Source organism: Paenibacillus chitinolyticus, from assembly GCF_045038035.1.
Lineage (GTDB): Bacteria > Bacillota > Bacilli > Paenibacillales > NBRC-103111 > Paenibacillus_F > Paenibacillus_F chitinolyticus_A.
The window spans coordinates 4,801,712-4,818,660 of the sequence record NZ_CP173427.1; the positions used below are offsets into that span (position 1 = coordinate 4,801,712).

14 protein-coding genes are annotated in these 16,949 nt (G+C 59.0%); 2 read left to right on the plus strand and 12 right to left on the minus strand.

The genetic code is table 11. The annotated features are described in order from the left end of the window. Window positions 1–123 precede the first annotated feature (123 nt). Window positions 124–684, plus strand: coding sequence for a hypothetical protein (locus ACI48J_RS21675; protein ID WP_326055433.1), 561 nt, complete (start codon window positions 124–126; stop codon window positions 682–684). Continuing rightward, a complete protein-coding gene (locus ACI48J_RS21680; RefSeq protein WP_405080196.1) occupies window positions 681–1,679 on the plus strand; it encodes a BtrH N-terminal domain-containing protein in 999 nt (332 codons plus the stop codon). Before ACI48J_RS21675 ends, ACI48J_RS21680 begins: the two co-directional genes overlap by 4 nt. 72 nt (window positions 1,680–1,751) lie before the next feature. Here the strand turns inward: ACI48J_RS21680 and ACI48J_RS21685 are convergent, their stop codons facing one another. From ACI48J_RS21685 to ACI48J_RS21740, 12 genes are all read right to left on the minus strand, one after another. After that, the gene (locus ACI48J_RS21685) at window positions 1,752–1,997 is read right to left on the minus strand and encodes an acyl carrier protein (protein WP_405080197.1); all 246 of its coding nucleotides are present in this window, start codon (window positions 1,995–1,997) and stop codon (window positions 1,752–1,754) included. A 4-nt stretch (window positions 1,998–2,001) separates the two neighbouring features. Further along, window positions 2,002–3,558 carry an amino acid adenylation domain-containing protein gene (locus tag ACI48J_RS21690; protein WP_405080198.1) on the minus strand — a complete coding sequence of 519 codons (1,557 nt, stop codon included), beginning with the start codon at window positions 3,556–3,558 and terminating at the stop codon, window positions 2,002–2,004. 29 nt (window positions 3,559–3,587) lie between these two features. After that, a complete protein-coding gene (locus ACI48J_RS21695) occupies window positions 3,588–4,778 on the minus strand; it encodes an acyl-CoA dehydrogenase family protein (RefSeq protein ID WP_405080199.1) in 1,191 nt (396 codons plus the stop codon). Continuing rightward, a complete protein-coding gene (locus ACI48J_RS21700) occupies window positions 4,775–5,836 on the minus strand; it encodes a BtrH N-terminal domain-containing protein (RefSeq protein WP_405080200.1) in 1,062 nt (353 codons plus the stop codon). Before ACI48J_RS21700 ends, ACI48J_RS21695 begins: the two co-directional genes overlap by 4 nt. Before the next feature lie 36 nt (window positions 5,837–5,872). Further along, entirely contained in the window at window positions 5,873–7,819 is a 1,947-nt protein-coding gene (locus tag ACI48J_RS21705) for a carbamoyltransferase C-terminal domain-containing protein (RefSeq protein WP_405080202.1), read from the minus strand. Between the two features lie 4 nt (window positions 7,820–7,823). Continuing rightward, on the minus strand, window positions 7,824–8,648 hold the full coding sequence (locus tag ACI48J_RS21710; RefSeq protein WP_405080203.1) for a phytanoyl-CoA dioxygenase family protein: 825 nt from the start codon (window positions 8,646–8,648) through the stop codon (window positions 7,824–7,826). Next, entirely contained in the window at window positions 8,645–10,021 is a 1,377-nt protein-coding gene (locus ACI48J_RS21715) for a redoxin domain-containing protein (protein ID WP_405080204.1), read from the minus strand. The genes ACI48J_RS21710 and ACI48J_RS21715 overlap by 4 nt, the downstream gene beginning before the upstream one ends. A gap of 47 nt (window positions 10,022–10,068) precedes the next feature. Further along, window positions 10,069–10,905: a phytanoyl-CoA dioxygenase family protein gene (locus ACI48J_RS21720; protein WP_405080206.1), complete on the minus strand. Its 837-nt coding sequence runs from the start codon at window positions 10,903–10,905 to the stop codon at window positions 10,069–10,071. Window positions 10,906–11,042: 137 nt separating this feature from the next. After that, window positions 11,043–12,734: a carbamoyltransferase C-terminal domain-containing protein gene (locus tag ACI48J_RS21725; protein ID WP_405080207.1), complete on the minus strand. Its 1,692-nt coding sequence runs from the start codon at window positions 12,732–12,734 to the stop codon at window positions 11,043–11,045. A gap of 179 nt (window positions 12,735–12,913) precedes the next feature. Continuing rightward, window positions 12,914–14,887 (minus strand): ABC transporter ATP-binding protein, encoded by a 1,974-nt coding sequence (locus tag ACI48J_RS21730; protein ID WP_405080208.1) that lies wholly within the window; start codon window positions 14,885–14,887, stop codon window positions 12,914–12,916. Then, complete coding sequence (locus ACI48J_RS21735; protein WP_405080209.1) at window positions 14,884–16,689, minus strand: ABC transporter ATP-binding protein; 1,806 nt, start codon at window positions 16,687–16,689, stop codon at window positions 14,884–14,886. Before ACI48J_RS21735 ends, ACI48J_RS21730 begins: the two co-directional genes overlap by 4 nt. Before the next feature lie 10 nt (window positions 16,690–16,699). Further along, window positions 16,700–16,936 carry a phosphopantetheine-binding protein gene (locus ACI48J_RS21740; protein ID WP_326055455.1) on the minus strand — a complete coding sequence of 79 codons (237 nt, stop codon included), beginning with the start codon at window positions 16,934–16,936 and terminating at the stop codon, window positions 16,700–16,702. Between the last annotated feature and the right edge of the window lie 13 nt (window positions 16,937–16,949).

A 16,949-nucleotide genomic window follows, 5' to 3' on the forward strand; every position in this document is an offset into this window, starting at 1 on the left:
CTGCGGTTTCAGCCGTATCCGCTCCGTGACTCGGCTTTTGCCGGGGAAAAATCCAGCGAGCGATGCCGAGCCTGCCGGCCGGCTGTCCGTTAAGATACAGGGAGAAGGAAAGGAGTGACGTGCATGTCCGAACATTTTATGCCGCTTGATTTGAAACCTTATTTCAACCGGAAGGGGGCCACGGGAGAAGGAAGCTACGGAGAGGGCGGAATCACGCTGCGCGGGCTTTCTTATCCGGAAGAGGAAATGCCCTTCGGGCAGCCGCTTACCGTTTCGTCCGTTCCGTTTCGCCTTGAACGCACGGAAGCGTTCGATCACCTGGAGACGACGGGGCAGACCTGCCGCTTCCCCCCCTTCAAAACCGGAGCCGTTCATATTCTCGGCGTAGGAAGCGACGGAGACATGACGACCACTCTCGCGCTCATGAAAGGAGGGGAAATCGTGATGGAGAAGAGCTTCGGGCTGACTCTTCATATGGCCCATGAAGCTTCATTCGACAATGTTTGCGCGATCGCGTGCTCCAAATCCAACATGCCGTCCGGGCCTTTCCCCCATATTCAGCTCCGGTTGTGGGCCGCCTCCGTGCTTCTTGAAGAAGAGGCAGATATCGACGGCATCCGGTTCGAAGATCACCCGTGCATCCGCATCTTTGCCATTACGCTGGAAGGAGCTGAACGTTCATGACGTTTACGATTCACCGGGATCCCCGCCACAACTGCCACTTCGTCAATCTGGCCGCCATGCTGAAGAGAGAAGACATCGATATCAGCCGTGTTTACACGCAGACGGGCTTGTTTTACAAAGACGACAGCCGGACGACCGGGAATTCCACCTTTTTCATCCTCTCCCCTTACTTCCGCGAGCTGTATGCGCATATCCGTTCCCGGTTCGGCATCATCTGGACAGAGAAAAATATCGCCGACACCCCTGCATACGTAGAGGAAATCCGCCGGATTTTGGAGCAGGGAAGCAAGAGCATCGGCGTAACGGGAGATGTTTTCGAGCTGCCTTACTGCCCTTATTATCAAAAGAGCAACTCCCTGCACGAGTTTGAAGTGATCGGCTACGAGAACGATGAATTCGAGGTCTGCGACCACTACTACCAGTATCACGGCTTTATAAAAGAGGCGGATCTGCAAAGTATTTTCGCCCGCTCTCTTCCCTCCCTGTCCCTTGAGTCTCTCCGCCTGTATGCCGTCAGGACGGCCGCGGACTATATCCCCTTGTCCCCCGGCCAGGAATGGAAACGGATCGTAGCGGAAAATTGCAGCGCTATGGACGGAAGGCTTCCGTATGAGTTCTCGCAGCCGGTCTCGGGCGGAACTTGCGGTCTGTCGGCCTTTCCCGACTTAAGGCGCAAATTGAATGAAATCTTCACCCTGTCACCGCAGGAAGCCGATCCGGTACTGGAACATTTGTACCAGCAGGTCCGCGAGGTGGGCAATTCACGTTATCATTTCGGCACGTATTTGAAGCGGCGCGGTGAACAGGAAGCCGTCCGGCGTGTCTTCGAGGCCGAACAGAGCTGGATGATTGCCGCCAACCTGCTCATCCGTGCTTCGCTGACTTTCGATTTCGCCCAGCTTGGCCCCCGCATTATGGCCCGCATCGATCAGGCGGAGCAGGCCGAAGCCGAGTCGCTCGCTTTTTTCAAAAATCTGCTTGAACAGCTGGATTAAAGGAACCATGCGGAAAAATCCGCCGAAAAAACCTCCATCCGTAAGGAAAGGAGGTTTTTTCGGCGGACACTTTTATTTGTTCAGGCCGGCTTCAATCAGCGATACGATGCTGTCGATCGTGGAGAAATTGGACGTCAGCAGCTGCTCCTCCGGAAAAGCGATACCGAAATGAATTTCCAGATCGACAATGAGCTGCATAATATTCATAGAATCATACCCGTATTCAATCAGATTGCGGTCGGGTTCGACGGGCTTGTCCAGCCGTTTGATCCACCCGAGAATGTCCCGCACGGCTGCCGCCACCTGTTCACTGCCCATCACATTAGCCTCCTTCCTCCTGCGCGGCCAGCGCGCGTTTATCCAGTTTGCCGCTGGGCATCACCGGCATGCGCCCGATCCGCTTGAATTCGGCCGGGATAAACGGCCCGGGAAGCTTTGCGGCAAGCATACCCACCAGAGCCCCGGCCGGCAAACTGTCCTCCGCTACATAGTAAGCGGTCAGTGAACATCCGCCCCCGGGCGTCTCCCGGGAGGTTACGGCTGCCGCCTGCACGAGCCCGGATTGCAAAATCACGTGCTCGATCTCGCCAAGATGCACGGTGTTTCCGTTGATCTTGACCATATCATCGAGCCGGCCGAGCGCTTCCAGCCGGTAATCCCGGTTCCAGCGGGCGAGGTCTCCGGTTTTGTACATGCGCGCTCCCGGAACGAACGGGTCTTCCCGGAACTTCTCGTCCTGAAGCGCCGGACGGTTTATATACCCTCGCGCCACGCCGTCCCCGGCTATGCACAATTCCCCCGTGCTTTCCGGCGGCAGAAGCTTCCCTTCGTCATCCAAGATGTACACGCGCGTATTCGCGATGGGGGTCCCGATGGTGACGGACACCCCGTCGGCGACCTCCTGGAGGGTGGACCACACCGTTGTCTCCGTCGGCCCGTACATGTTGTACAAGCGGGCCGACGTGACGCTTCTGAGCCGCTCCACCAGATCACCTTGCAGCGCCTCGCCTCCCAGCAGAATCGTCCGGAGACCCGCCAAGCCGTCCAGCGCGGCGCCAGACTGCAGAGCCTGACGCATCCGGGTCGGGGTGATCTGCAGCGTATCCACGCCGTGACGCAGCAGCGTCTCATTGAACACACGGTGGCTCAGATGAGCGGCTTCTCCGGCTATGGCGATCTTCATCCCTTTTACAAGCGGAAGCAGGCTCTCCAGCACGAAAATGTCAAACGACATGGTCGTCTGCGCAATCATAGTCCTGTCCGGCGAGAAATCAATGCGGGCGGATACTCCCTCGATGAGGTTAACGACCGAGCGGTGCTCGATCATGACTCCCTTGGGCACTCCCGTCGATCCCGACGTATAGATGACGTAGGCCAGATGCTGAGGCCGCGATTGGGGAGGAAGGTTGGTTCTATCCGCCTGTCCGGCGTTCTCCTCCTCATTTCCGGCTGCCTGGCAAAGGTCCACATACGGTCCGTCGAACAAGGACGGGTCGTACAGCCCGGGGTCTCCCGCCAGAACGGCAGCTCCGCTGTCCTTCAGCATGAACGCGATGCGTTCCCGGGGAAACAGCGGATCTACGGGCAGGTAGGCTCCGCCCGCTTTCAAGATGCCCAGCATGCCGATAAAAAGACTCGGAGATCTGCGAACGAGCAGCCCTACGATCGTATCCGGGCCGACGCCCTCCCGTTTTAACCGCCTGGCCAGAAGATTGGCGCGGGCGTTCAGCTCCCCGTATGAAATCTCGCCGCTTTCGTCGCACAAAGCGATCCGGTTCGGACAGCGCCTTGCCCACTTTTCGAACAATTCCTGTACCGTCACTTTCGGAATGGGCATCTTCGTGCGCACCCATTCTTGACAATGTTTAAAAAAGGGCACTCTTTCCCCTCCGTTTCTGAAAACACGCTTTACACCCACCGGCTTCGCACCGGCACGATCCCCAGCTTGTCTTTGGCGATCAGCTCGGCCGCGATATCGGGCTGGGGCGCATGGAACTGGCCCGCTTTTACATCCGTGTATAAGGAAGACAGCGTATGTCCCGACGACAAGCTCGACACGCCCGCTATTTTCATCGCCAGGTTCACGACCGATTCGCTCGCTTTCAGCACATACTGCATGGTCACGAGGCTGCAAACGTTCGTTTCCCGGTCGCGGGCGGCAGCGTCAGCCGGCTTTTGCATGCAGCCGTCCATAAGCGTGCAGAGCCTGGCAATCTGGGAAAGGCTGGTTTCGACCAGCACGACCATTTCCGCGAGCGTGAACTGGACCCCCGGGAAAAAAGCCAGAGACCGGCCCGTGTGCGGCACCTTTTGACTGCGGCACGCGGTCTCGGCCTGCTCCATCGCCAATCTGGCCATTCCCAGATAGACGGACGCTTTGCTGAGCCGGTACCAGTAAGCGAGCAGCGCCGTCTCGGAAAAAGCTCCGGCCCCCTCGTAAATGACGCGTTCCTGCGGGATATAAGCATCCTCGAACGAGAGGCTGTTACTGAACGTTCCGCCCATCGCGATGCTGTCCCAGTCTTCGGCCCGGATGACGCTGTCCCGGTTCTTGTCGATCAGCAGGATGACGATCCGCTTCTGTCCGCCCTTCTCCTCCGCTAACGCATAGAGGGGAAGATAGCTGACGAAGGGTTCGAGCGATACGAACTTCTTCGTTCCGCTCAGCCGGTAGCCTCCGCTCCCGTCCTCCGCAGGCCGTGCCCGCAGGGGAAAGGACCCGAAGTCCAGCCCCGACGGCCGGATAAAATACAGATTGGGGTCGTTCAGGGCGCCCAGCAGAGCGCCTTCCCCCTCTATCCGGGCACGCAGAAAGGCCTGCTGAGATTCCGAAAGAACCGGCCACAAGCCTCTTACCGTATACGCATGCATGGAAAATCCAAGGGCGGTGTGGGGGCACCGGCCGGCGAGGCCGCTAATAAACTCCGCGTAATCTCCCGGACCGAGAGCAGCCCCGAGAGAACCGGAATCGTGAAACCAAGTATGGCAGCCCTCCGAAACCAGCCAGTTTACATTGCAGGCGATATCCTCCGCCGTCTTGGCGTAGGGCCTGAGCTCATGCAGCCGGGCAAGCAGGCCTTGTACACGGCGATCCGTCATTGCAAACCTCCGGGCAAACCGTGCGCCCCGTGCACCTTGTGCATCTCGCATGCCTCGTGCGCCCCGCATGCCTCGTCCGCCTGCGCTTGCGCGCCAAGCTCGTAAAGACGCCGGGCCAGCTCTTCCTCCGCATCGGCAAGCCGCAAAATCCGGCTGCCTACTTTTTCGAGAGAGGCCGCCCGGTTTTTCATGTAATAAGATTTCAAGATCAAATGTTCCGCGGTCTGCCAGAGGTCCCCGCATTCGTACAAGCGGCCGGACAGCTCTTTAAGCTCTTCCACCCCGCTTGTACGGTGCAGGCAGGCCAGCGTTTCCGAAAACTTGTACCGGTTAACGGCTATCGTGTGGAGCTGCAGAAAGAGGGGCGACGTCTGGAGCCACGGGTATTGTTCAAGCTCCGCCTGAACGTCCAGCCCCTCGGACACCTCCCCCGCAAATCTGCGCATGGCGTCGAACGCGTTTTCGCCGGAGGCCTTGTCCAGCATGCACGATGCCGCATCGCGGGCGATCCCGCTCCAGTGAGGCGGGATGAACGGGTCCAGCCGGTCAAAGGTGTAACAGATGACAGACGCCTGCTCCAAGTGAAAGAAATCGATGCTCTCCGTACGATCCGAAAACAAAGAGTCGATACAATCGAACTTCCCGCCCGTCTCGTCGAAAGCCGTGATAAGAAAATTGTGCGGAAGGCTCTGCTTCCGGTACACGGGATGAAACGGGCACCAGAGCGAGTCCATTTCTACGCCGGTCGGCTGGTTTCTTCCGAGCTCCCTGCGCACGAGGTCCGCCAGTTCCCCCGTGTTCCGGGGTCTATGCGTGTTCAAGCGGATGCCGAAATACCGTTCGATGTGGTAGGCAAGATCCCGGTCCGGATAGCTTCCGTTGTACAGCCGCTCTCCGACGGATTTGCCGCCTTCCTCTTCCCGGGACTTGAATTCAAAGCCCCAGGAACAGGCGAAGTGAAGCGGCTCGTCCCGGTCCCACATCGATGCGGCGGAGACGATCATATGCTCAAAACAGTTCAGCAGCTTATTCCCGTAAGGAACCCGCTTCAGTTGCATAACCATCCTCCTTTATCGGTGAGCGTTACGACCGGATCACAGGCCGTGAGGCGTTATATCCAGCGGCCGGTGTTTGTAGAGACGCTGGAACAGCCGGACGTCCTTGATCAGCATCCTGGCGTCCGACTCGTCGGTCAAGTCGTACAGATGATCGGGATTCCGCTCCGTCACAAACTTGTAATGGTGTAAAATTTCTTCCGGGATGCCGTGGGGGTTCAGTTCGCGCATGACCTGCTCCCGCTCCTCCGCGCTCAGCACATCCATGGAAAGCGGTCTTGCGGCCGGACCCTGCTCCGGAAATTCGAAGTGGTTCGCAAACTCCACCCGGATTCCGTTAAAATAACCGACACGGATTCCCCTTCGCAGGGCAAAAATAACCGCTTCCTCCAGCGAGTTGACGATGGGCTCGCCCTTGTCGTTGAGCGAAGTGTTGCACACAATGGGAATCCCCGTCTCTTTGTAAAACTGCCGGAGAAGGTCCGCAATCGGCGAGGTTTCTTCTTTCGATACGGTCTGAACGCGCGCGGTCCCGTCCAGATGAGCGACAGCCGGTATCCGGTCTCGCTTCTCGGGACGGACGGGAAACGCGTGAAGCATAAACGGCGAAGGATACGCGTCCTCGAACCAGTCGTGCAGATGCTCCTCCAGCACGATAGGGGCCACGGGCCTCCACCATTCTCTTCGCTTAATGCGGTTCAGCGCGTTTTTGCTCGCCTCGCTGCGGGGATCTCCGAGAAGGGAGCGGTGGCCGAGCGCCCTAGGTCCCATTTCCGCGCGGCCCTGGAACCAGACCACAGGTTCCTGCTCCAAGTCCCGGACCGCCTGCCGGGCCGAATAGGCCCCGACCTTTTTTACGAACGGCCGATACCGGTCCTGCTCCAGAATATTGCGGACATCCCCTTCATCCGGCGATCCGTAGTAAGCGTGCTCCAGCTTGAACGCGAGCGGTTCCGGCGACATTTTCCGGTAAAATCCGTACAGGCCGATGCCCAGCGACATCCCGCTGTCGTTCACGCAAGGAGGCGCGAGAAATCCGGCGAAGTTGAATTTGCGCATCAGGTAGCTGTTCGTCGGGCAGTTCAGCACGTACCCCCCGGCCATGGCGAGGTACGTCTTCTCCCGGTCCAATCCGAACCAGGATACGATTTTCTCCAGCTCGCCTTCCATCATGCGCATGGACATCCGCTGCACCTGTTTCATGGCCATGCTGACTTTGTTTTCCTCCGGCGAAAAACGGGGATCGAATCCGTTGAACTTCACACCCGCGTCGGCTTCGGTGTACCGGTCGATCTCGCCCAGCTTTTCGAAAAACAGGTCCGTATTCCGGTCGTAGCTGTCGCTGTAGATGGACAACACAGGTCCCGGGTCCAAGTAAGCTTCGCTTGTGCTGGCCGTTGCCAGAGCCATCAGCGTGCCCGGCTGGCGCCGGTACGTATGCGTCGCCCAGTGCCAGAGCAGACCCGGCGAAGTGACCGGAAAAATTTCAAGCTGACCTTTGCGGGATACGCATCCGCTGAAATAGGACTTGCTGCGGGCGTGCTTGTCCAGAACAGCGTCGGGAGCTCCGTCCACCGCCAAGCCGATGATCGTTTCGTTGTAAAATTTGGACGAGTCCGTCAGAAGCGCGGAGAACAGATGGGCGATGCTGTGGGTCGCCAGCTTCGGATAATCGTCCATCGCGTGGTAATCGTCGGCGGTTTCCAGCAGCGGCGTGCCCCAAATCTCCTCCATGTCGTCGAGAGTAAGCTGAAGAGGAGCCAGAAGGCTGTTCAGCGCATTGCGGGCATGCTCCGCACTCAGAAACGAAACGGCATGCTGCTTGATGCCCGTGAACCGCTCCAGCTCCCAGTAGCGGACCAGCTCCAGATGCCTGCCGCTTTTGCGGAAGAGCGCCGCGTTCTGATCATGCCGGGAGACAGAAGCCAGAAGATGATCGAGCGGATCGATATGCAGATAGGCGGAGAGATAGTAGCCGTCCTTCATCACTTCACCCCTTAAGCACTTCGTAAGAGTTAAACGTCCTTATGCGCGCATGCCTTTTGTTGAGTTTCAGTTGGGCGTTGTTCCCGTATTTGTCCATCAGATCGTTATTGAACATGAAAATTTTCTCGGCGCCGGCCGCAACGAAATGAATGCCGAACGCATGCCTGAACTTGTCGGCGGAACGGTTCGCCCAGGACCCGTGAATAACGTCGCCGGTGTGCACGACGACATCCCCCGGCTCGGTGTGCACGTTCACAATCTCGAACGTGTCGGGCACTTCGGCCTCCGGGCCCGCCTCGCTGCGGATAATTTCCGGCAGGTGCTCGCACAGGTCCGTCTTGGGCAGATTCGTCTGAAGCAGACCGTAGCGGTGAGTCTTGGGGATATACATCAGGCCTCCGTTCTCCGGAGCGGCTTCGTCCAGGCTGACCCAGTAGGCGCAGGAAGTCCCCGGCGTTACCCCGATGTCGTAGTTATCCTGGTGAAACACCAGCATATTGGAGCCGGGGCTCTTGTAATAGAATGTGCTGCCGACAGCCAAAGCCTCTTCCCCGATTAAATTTTCGACAATCTCAAAATTACGGGGATCGATGTAGTAGTTCATAATGGCTGCATTCAGACGGTAGGTCTCATGCATCTCATCGAACAGGCTTACGAGAGGCTTCTCCGGGTCCTGGACAATCTTCCCTTCCTGAACGCGCTGCGTCCAGATGCTATGATGCAGCCGCTTGAGCTCTGCCATCTCGCCGGAGGTGAATACGCCTCGGATGACGGCGAAACCGTTCTCCTCATAGCTCCGCTTATGAGCTTCGGTAACCAATTCCTTCATAATTTCCCTCCTGCCGAATTAGGCGCGGTTTTCAAAACTTCCAAAGCCGTCAGGACTTCCTCCGCATGCCCTTTCACATCGACCTCGGGAAATACACGGGCAATAACTCCGTCCGGACCGATGATAAACGTGGTGCGGAGTATGGCTTCGAATGTTTTTCCCCGGTAAGAGTCTTCCCCGTAAACTCCGTAGGTGTCGGCGACCCGGTGATTCTCGTCGGCCAGGAGCGGGAAGGACAGCCTGAATTTGGCGGCAAATCCCTCGTGGGACTCCAGGCTGTCCGGGCTGATGCCGAGCAGCACAGTCGTTCCGTCCGCCGCCAGCTCGCCATAGGCGTCCCGGAACGCGCAGGCTTCCTTCGTACAGTGAGGCGTATGGTCCTGCGGGTAGAAAAACAGGACGACATACTTGCCCCTGTAATCCGAGAGCGAAAGAAGCGGCTTGCCGCCGGTAGCGGAAAGCGTGAAATCAGGGGCGGCTGTGCCGGCCGGCAGCGGCGCGTTTGCGGGTCTTCCGGAATTGGAGTTCTGATGCTTCCAGTCCGTGAGATCGTAATAACTCGCTTCCTTAAAGGAGAAAATGGACCCCTGGTTCTCGGACACTTTCGGCCGCGTATTCAAACGTCTGCGGACCCGGTTGCCCTTCTTATCCCGCAAATTGTTGAAATTCAGGGCGATCCGCTCCAGGCTCTTCGGCGCAAAATGGCAAAGCAGCGCCCGCCGGTACTCGCGCCGGGTCAGGTTATCGGAGGAACCGTGGATCATGTTCCCGTTAAACAGCACGATATCTCCGCTGCGGGTCGTCGCGTATTCCAGCTCGCCGGAATCCGGAATCTCCACTTCCTGGCCTTTGTCCGAGAAAGTAAACGCGAGACTGTCCGAAATAACCTTGGGCGAGAGCAGGTCAAGCGTGTGCGATCCCGGCACAAAACACAGCCCGCCGTTCTCCCGGCTCGTATCGTCAAGGGAGATCCACACGGACAGGGAAGTCTGCGGATAGGCGCCGAGCGCGGAATTGTCCTGATGGACCGGCATTCCTCTCATCCCCGGGCCTTTGTAGTAATAGCTGGTCGAGACCAGCAGGCCTTCCTCTCCGAGCACGGTTTCCACGATTTCGATTACGCGGGGATCCAGCACATAGCGCAGAATCGTTTCATTCTGCAGATGATGATCCCGTACGCGGGGAAACAAGCTTTCATAGGGCCGCTTAGCCTTCTGCCGGATTTTCCCCTGACCCAGCAGCGTCAGCCAGTGCTTCTCATACTCCCTGCAAATGTCGTTCACTTCATGGGGAAGGAAGACTTGGTCAACCACCGTGTACCCGGTCCGGGCCAATTTCCGTTGATGCTCCTGCAGCTGTGCAGCCGACGTCATCCCGTCACCGCCTCTCAATGTTCTTATCATGGTTCGCGGTCCCGGTATCATCTCCAAGACCCGAAGTAGTTGCCTTCTTTTGCCGAAAAGACGGAATTCTGATTCTTCATCAGGTTCGGATTCGTATTCAGCCGCCTCCGCACCCGCTCCCCTTTGCGGTTAAGCAGATTGTTGAAATTGGGGAGCAGTTTTTCGGTGCCGACGCCCGCAAATTGAACGAGCAGAGCCCGTCTGAAACGGTCGGTCGAGACGTTGTCGAGCGAAGCATGAATCGAATAGCCGTCGAAAATGATCGTGTCTCCCGGCCGTGTCGGAACCACGACGCTCTCATGACCATCCGGCACGCGGATCTGCCGGCCGTCGTCGGAGAATACGGCAAGCGTCTCGCTTACGTCCCGGTCCGGCTCCACAAGTTTCAGCTTATGGGATTTCGGGACGAATACCATGCAGCCGTTCTCTTCGTCAGCCGGGTCGAGACTGATCCAGGCCGAATACACGGTTCCCGGCTCTATGCCGAAAACGAGATCGTCCTGGTGCATGGGAAGCCCCTTCATGCCGGGGCCTTTGAAGTAATAGCTGGTGGCGATCAGAAGCACTTCTTCTCCCGCCAGCGCCTCCACCGCATCGAACAGTTTGGGATCCAGGACTAACTCCAGCACCTTGTCATTGTCCCGGTCGTAGTTGTACATGCGGGGAAAAAGGCTTGCAAGCGGCTTGTCCGGGTTCTGGACAATAGAGCCCGCGTGGATCAGCTCCACCCAGCGGCGTTCGTACTCCTCGATGAACGCTCCCGCCTCTTCCCGGCTGTAGAGAGCAGGGACGACGACGTACCCTTCGTCTTCATACAGCCTTTTCTCCGTTGGACCGATGCGCGCATCTGTCATGTTCTCACCTCTGCTTCTTCTTTAGCTCTACCATAACCCGGCTGCGCCCCGTCTCACGCGGGGACGATTGCGGGATATTCGTGGAATGTTGCCTTTATGAAAAAGCCGCCCGATGAGATTACGTTTCTCCGTCCCTCCTAGCCGGCCCTTATTTTATACAGCCGGCCTTCGATCGACAGATAATCCAGCCGGAGCTCCAGTGCCGTCCGGAACGCCTCCAGCGGTGTTTCCGCCATCGGCCGTCCGTGAACATTCAGGGATGTCAGGAGCAGCGCGCCGGTTCCCGCCGTATGCTCGAACTCGCCCAGAAGCCTGTACAGTCCGGGCTGGAGACTTCTCTCCACCGTCAGCAGAGCGCAGCTTCCGTCCGCATGCGTGACGGCAGGCAGAGCCTCGGCCGCCCGCTCCGTCAGGATATGGACCTTCTCCATATAAGGCGCAGGGCCGCCCTTGCGGGCATAGTGACCGAGCTTGTCCCCCTGGACCGCCGCGCCGTAGGGCAAAAACGCCGGCCGCCGCTTGCTTGCGTCCAGCCGGGTTCTAACGTCCCTGCTCCTCGGATCGGCCAGGATGCAGCGGCTGCCGTTGGGCCCCGGCCCCAGGGGCGACCGCCCCTGGAACCGGCCTACCAAGCGGCCGGCCGCCAGCAGATCCGCCACGGTCCGCTCATGGTCCGCGGCGGGCACCTGCTCTAACCGGCCGCCGTCCAGCTTGGCGGCGGCTTCGTCGATGTCGGCAGGGGAATACAGCCGGCCTAGACACGGATCGAAGGGGATGCTCTCCGCGTTCCCCTTCTTTATTCTCAGCGTGGCATGCCGCCGACGGTCCGGCGGACCGCACGTACCGGCCGGATGAAGATATTCCGCCAGCGCGCTGCCGACGGCATTCCCCGTATCCCCGGCGGCGGGGAATACGTAAATGTGCCGGAAGGGAGTGTTCGCTTCCAGGAAAGCGATAAGGCGGCGGTTAAAGGCTACGCCTCCCGCCAGGCACAGCCTGCGGCTGCCCGTCCGGCGGTGGAGCCGCAGGCAGATGGCGGCCACGATTCGCTGCAAGTGCTCCTGAGCGGCTCTGGCGATGTCCGCCTTCGCCCGGAAGGCGTCCCCCTCCTCCCGGAGCTTATCCGCGATAAACGCGCGCATGGCCGCGATCTCCGCCTTGGACTGGGAGAACCGCCCTTCCCCGTCGAGCCGGTAAAAACTTCCGAACGGCTCAACCCAGCGGTCTGTCCCGCAGGCCGACAAGGCTTCCGTTTTGCCGTCCTCCAGAAAGGCAAAGCCGAGACCCAGCGTGACCCATTTGTACATGCCGCCGAGGGAGTTGTACAAAGCCAGGGGATCGCTCAGTTCGTGCCTGGCCCCCGTGACCGGATCGATGAAGCTTCCGCGGATGCCGTCCAGCGCTTCCAGCCCCTTGCTGTCCGCCCGGAAGGACGTGACCGTCTCGTACTCGCCCGTCGCTTCGTCGGCGCTTCCGATTCCGTCCGCGACCAGAACGGCCGCTTCCTCAAAAGGCGAGGTATAGAACGCGCTGCACGCATGGGCAAAATGATGCGTCGTATACCGGATCGACGAGACGTATTTCGCATAGTAGAGCGGATTGTTCAGATCGTCCGTCACGATCCGGTCCACGCCGGAGGCGGTCAAACCAGCCTCCTTGAGGCAGTACGCCGCTGCACGGCAGCGGGCCAGCTCCATTCCTCCGTCCGGGAAATAGGAATGCCTGCGCCCGTTCAGACGCTCCTCCTCGACGGCGCTCACGATCCGGCCGTCCTTCATTACACAGGCCGAGTAGCTGTGTGCGGAGCCTCCCAGGGCAAGAATCTTCATACTTTCCCCTCCTTCGGGTTTCCTTGCGCGCAAAGGCATACGGTCACTCTTCGCTTCATACTCTTCGTCCGTCATCACCGGAGCAAAAGCATGACCACCGATAGCTGCCCGGGAAACCGTCGTCATTCGACGCGGAACCGTCCGCGTGTCCCGTTCCAAACTGCGGCGGCCCGCCTTCCTCATGCTTCACGGGTCTGCAGCCTGACCATGTGATAATAAGGCCCTTTGAGGCCCATCAGCTCCTGATGGGTGCCTTTCTCCACGATGCGCCCGTCATGCAGCATCACGATCAGATCCGCGTCCCGGACGGCGGATAGCTTATGCGCGATCATAAGCGTTGTCCGTCCCCGGGTTACGGACGTCCAGGCCTGCCGCAGCTCCTTCTCCGTTTCGGCATCCATACTCGCCGTCGGTTCGTCCAGCACAAGAATCGCCGGCTGTCTGGCCCACGCCCGGGCGAAGGCGATCAGCTGCTTCTGCCCGCCGGAAAAATTTCCGCCCCGCCACATCATTTCCGTATCCAGCCGAGCGGGCAGCTTGTCGACGAAATCCATCGCGCCCACTTCCCGCAGTGCCTGCTCCACGGCGTCGTCGTCCGCCTGCGTGCTTTCCGGGGCTACGTTAGAGCGGATGTCGCCTCCGAACAGAAACGGCTCCTGCAGCACCACGCCCATATGCTTGCGCAGCGCCTCGCCCGGGATGTCCCTCAGATCGACCCCGTCGAGGGTAATCCTGCCTTCCTGTGGCTCTTGAAAGCCGAGCAGCAGATTCGCCAGCGTACTCTTCCCCGCCCCCGTGGCTCCGACGAGGGCGACGGTACGCCCCGCCGGGATTTCGAACGTAATGCCGCTGACGGCCGGACGACCTGTATCGTAAGCGAACGTTACGTTTTCGAAAGAGATATGCCCGCGGGGCTTGTTGATGGCGCCGCCTTTTTCCCGGGCCATCGGTTCCTCATCCATCAGAGAGAAGACTCTGTCCGCGGATACCGTAGCGAGCTGGGCTCCCGACAGACCGCTCAGCATGTTCACGACGGGCTTGATCAAATCGACCGAATATTCAATGAAGATATACAGCATGCCCAGCGAGACGGCACCCGTTCCGACCTTCCGGCCGAGAAACCAGACGATGGCAAGCAAAAAAACGGATTGAATCAGCCCCGAGATATTCCAGGACGACAGCTTCTCGATCCTCATCTGCCTCATATTCGCGTTGAGCCAGTCCTTGTTCTTGCTCCGGAATTGGTCGGCTACCGCTTCTTCCCTCCCGAACATCTGGACGACCGGCAGCGCTGCCACCGTTTCCAGCAGAAGGGCGTTCATTTCGCCGAAGCGGGTGCGGATCTTCTCGAACAGCGGTTTGACAAGCTTCACATGGACGCCCATGATCAAAGCGAAAACCGCAAGCAGAAGCAAAGACGCCAGCGCAAGCTTCACATTCAGCAGGAACATGGCGATAAAAATGCCGACCAGCATGGCGCCGTTCATCACGAATACGGAGCAGAACTGGATAAACAGCGTTTTGATCCCTTCCGTATCCTGGGCCAGCTTGGTAACAAGCTCTCCCGTCGTAGTCCGGTCGTAGACCTTTAACGGCAGTCTGTGAAGATGGCGCATCACATCCATGCGGATTGTCTTGGCAATCCGGAACGAGATGCTGTAAAACAGCCGCGAATGCGCATACTTTCCTGCCAGACCCAGGAAGATAAGCACCGCGTAGAGGCTTACCCAGCCTGCGACCGGCTTCATTTCCCCTTTATAAAGCGCTTTGACATCATCGGCGGAAAGCCGTTCCCTGCCTTGCTCTCCGCGGTCCAGCACATAACCTTCGCCGTCCTGGAGAAAACGGACCGTGCGGCCTTCCCCGCCTGTCTGCCCGTCCTTCAGCTGGACGTAACAGCTGCCTTTGAGTTCTGCCGATCGGGATTCGACGGGAGGGCAGCTTCCGGTTCTCTCCAGCCACGGTCTCTGGAACACGTACTGGATGTGATCATCCACCACGATTTTCAGAATATAGGGCCCGCTGAGCTGGATCGCCGTCGCCAAGGCCAGCAGGAGCAGAGCCAGCGAATAGGCCCGTTTCTCCGCCCATGCGTAAGCGAGCAATCTGCGGACTGCGCCCGCACGGCCACCGGCTTTATGCTCATTCGTCATGAAAGTCCACCCTCTTCCCGCCGGTCCGTACCAGACACAGCCGAACCGGACGACAACTCGCGCTGAGACCGCTCATAGTCGTACTGCCGCTTGTACCAGCCGTCTGCCGCCATCAGCTCCTCATGCGTGCCCGCTTCGATCAGACGGCCCTCGCCAAGCACCGCGATAAGATCGGCGCCGCTTGCCTGGAGCAGCCTGTGCGTGGCGAACACGGTCGTTTTGCCCCGGCGTACCGTCCCGATCTTGCGCCAAAGCGCGGAAGCCGTCCGTGCATCGACGGCGGACATGGCATCGTCGATGACGAGCAGGTCCGCATCGACAAGCAGCGCCCGCGCGATAGCCACGCGCTGCCGCTGTCCGCCGGACAGCCGGCCACCGCCTTCGCCGGCCTCCGCTTCGAGGCCTCCCTCCAGCCGCCGGAGATCCCCGTCCAGGCAGGCTGCCCGTACCGCCGTTTGCAACCGGGAATTTCCGGCTTCGGGCATGCCGAACAGGATGTTGCTCCGGATGCTGCCGGAGAACAGCATGGGGTCCTGCGGAACATAAGCCATCCAGCTCCGCTTGATCTTGGCCGGCACCTCGCCGGCATCCTTTCCGTTGTAAAGGATGGTCCCGGAATCGGCGGGATAAAAGCCGAGCAGAAGCTTGAGCAGCGTGCTTTTTCCGCTCCCGGTCGGCCCCACCACGGCAAGCGTTCCTCCTTGCGGCAGCCGAAGCGAGAGGCCGGCGATCTGAACGCCGGAAGATTCCGGATACGCGAAGGAAAGATCCGCCGCCTCAACCGTCTCCAGCCGCACCGCTTCCTCTTGCTGCCAAACATGCCCGGAACGGGACGCCTCGGCTGCGGCCTCTTCACCGGAAACTCCCTCCAGCCGTTCCGCCGACGCTTCCGCCTGCTGCAGCAGCGTAAAGAGGGTGCCGAGCGCAAACATCGGGAAAGTCATGCTCCACAAATACATCGTAAAGGTCGCCAGCTGCCCGACCGACATCCGGCTCTGCATGATCAGATAAGCGCCGAAGCCGATCGCGACAGCGAAACTCACATTCATAATAAACGTAATAAGGGCCCAGAAAAGCGCATCGTTCCTGCCCATCACACTGTTCTTCTCCATGACTTCCCCGGAGACGGCTTCAAATCGCCGCAGAGCCCGGGCTTCCTGTCCGTAAGCGCGGATCGTGCGTATGCCCGATACGGTTTCCTCGGCCTGCTCCACCATTTTGCCGAAGGCTCCCTGCCACTCAAACGCGGATTGCCGGAACCGCTTCCCGAGTAAAAACATGACAACCGCAATCAGCGGAACCGGAAGAAGCGAGGCAAGGGTCAGCGGAACGTTGACGAAGGCCATCATCGCCGCCACGTAAATGGGAAGCATGATCAGGATATTGCAGAGCCCCAGTACGAGCATGCTGCCGAGTTTTCCGACAGCCTGGGTGTCGTTGGTCAGATACGTCATCAGTTGGCCGGACGAGTGGCGATGAAAAAAAATCGGGCTTCGTGCGATCCAGCCCCGAAACAACCGATCTTTCAGCTTGCTTTCCAGAATCGTGCCGCTGTTCATCAGCCACGTTTCTTTCCAGTAATTCAGCGCATAGTGCAGCAGGGCCAGCCCCCCCAAAAAAGCGATGGCGCGGGCTACCGAAGCATCCGTCCAATCGTCCGCTCCGAATCCGTCCATCAAAGCCCCGATTTGCTTCGGAATGAGAATATTGAGGGCGTTCGTCAGGATAAACAACACAATGACGGCCGTATAAACGGCTCGTCTTTCCTTGAAAAACCACCGGTATTTGAGCAATCCCTTCATGTTCCGGCCCTCATTCTCCACTTACCAGACGGAGCAGATAACGGTGCATATCCGACACCTTTTCGAATTCGTAGAGATTCAGTTCTTCGTTCAGGACGTCGGTATCCAGCAAAATTTCGAATTCGATCAGCAGTTCAAGCACGCCGGACGAGTCCAGTCCCAATTCCTCGAATACCGTATCGGCCGTTACGTCGCCGCGCCCGCTGACGCTGCTTGTCAGTTCAATGACTTTCTCTATCGTTAACAAGAGCCCGCCTCCT

Coding starts and splice junctions, on each gene's coding strand:
- ACI48J_RS21705 (WP_405080202.1), bottom strand. CDS start 7,819: ATGAAGGACGGCTACTATCTCTCCGCCTATCTGCATATCGATCCGCTC.
- ACI48J_RS21695 (WP_405080199.1), bottom strand. CDS start 4,778: ATGACGGATCGCCGTGTACAAGGCCTGCTTGCCCGGCTGCATGAGCTC.
- ACI48J_RS21710 (WP_405080203.1), bottom strand. CDS start 8,648: ATGAAGGAATTGGTTACCGAAGCTCATAAGCGGAGCTATGAGGAGAAC.
- ACI48J_RS21730 (WP_405080208.1), bottom strand. CDS start 14,887: ATGACGAATGAGCATAAAGCCGGTGGCCGTGCGGGCGCAGTCCGCAGA.
- ACI48J_RS21720 (WP_405080206.1), bottom strand. CDS start 10,905: ATGACAGATGCGCGCATCGGTCCAACGGAGAAAAGGCTGTATGAAGAC.
- ACI48J_RS21685 (WP_405080197.1), bottom strand. CDS start 1,997: ATGGGCAGTGAACAGGTGGCGGCAGCCGTGCGGGACATTCTCGGGTGG.
- ACI48J_RS21735 (WP_405080209.1), bottom strand. CDS start 16,689: ATGAAGGGATTGCTCAAATACCGGTGGTTTTTCAAGGAAAGACGAGCC.
- ACI48J_RS21700 (WP_405080200.1), bottom strand. CDS start 5,836: ATGCAACTGAAGCGGGTTCCTTACGGGAATAAGCTGCTGAACTGTTTT.
- ACI48J_RS21675 (WP_326055433.1), top strand. CDS start 124: ATGTCCGAACATTTTATGCCGCTTGATTTGAAACCTTATTTCAACCGG.
- ACI48J_RS21715 (WP_405080204.1), bottom strand. CDS start 10,021: ATGACGTCGGCTGCACAGCTGCAGGAGCATCAACGGAAATTGGCCCGG.
- ACI48J_RS21680 (WP_405080196.1), top strand. CDS start 681: ATGACGTTTACGATTCACCGGGATCCCCGCCACAACTGCCACTTCGTC.
- ACI48J_RS21725 (WP_405080207.1), bottom strand. CDS start 12,734: ATGAAGATTCTTGCCCTGGGAGGCTCCGCACACAGCTACTCGGCCTGT.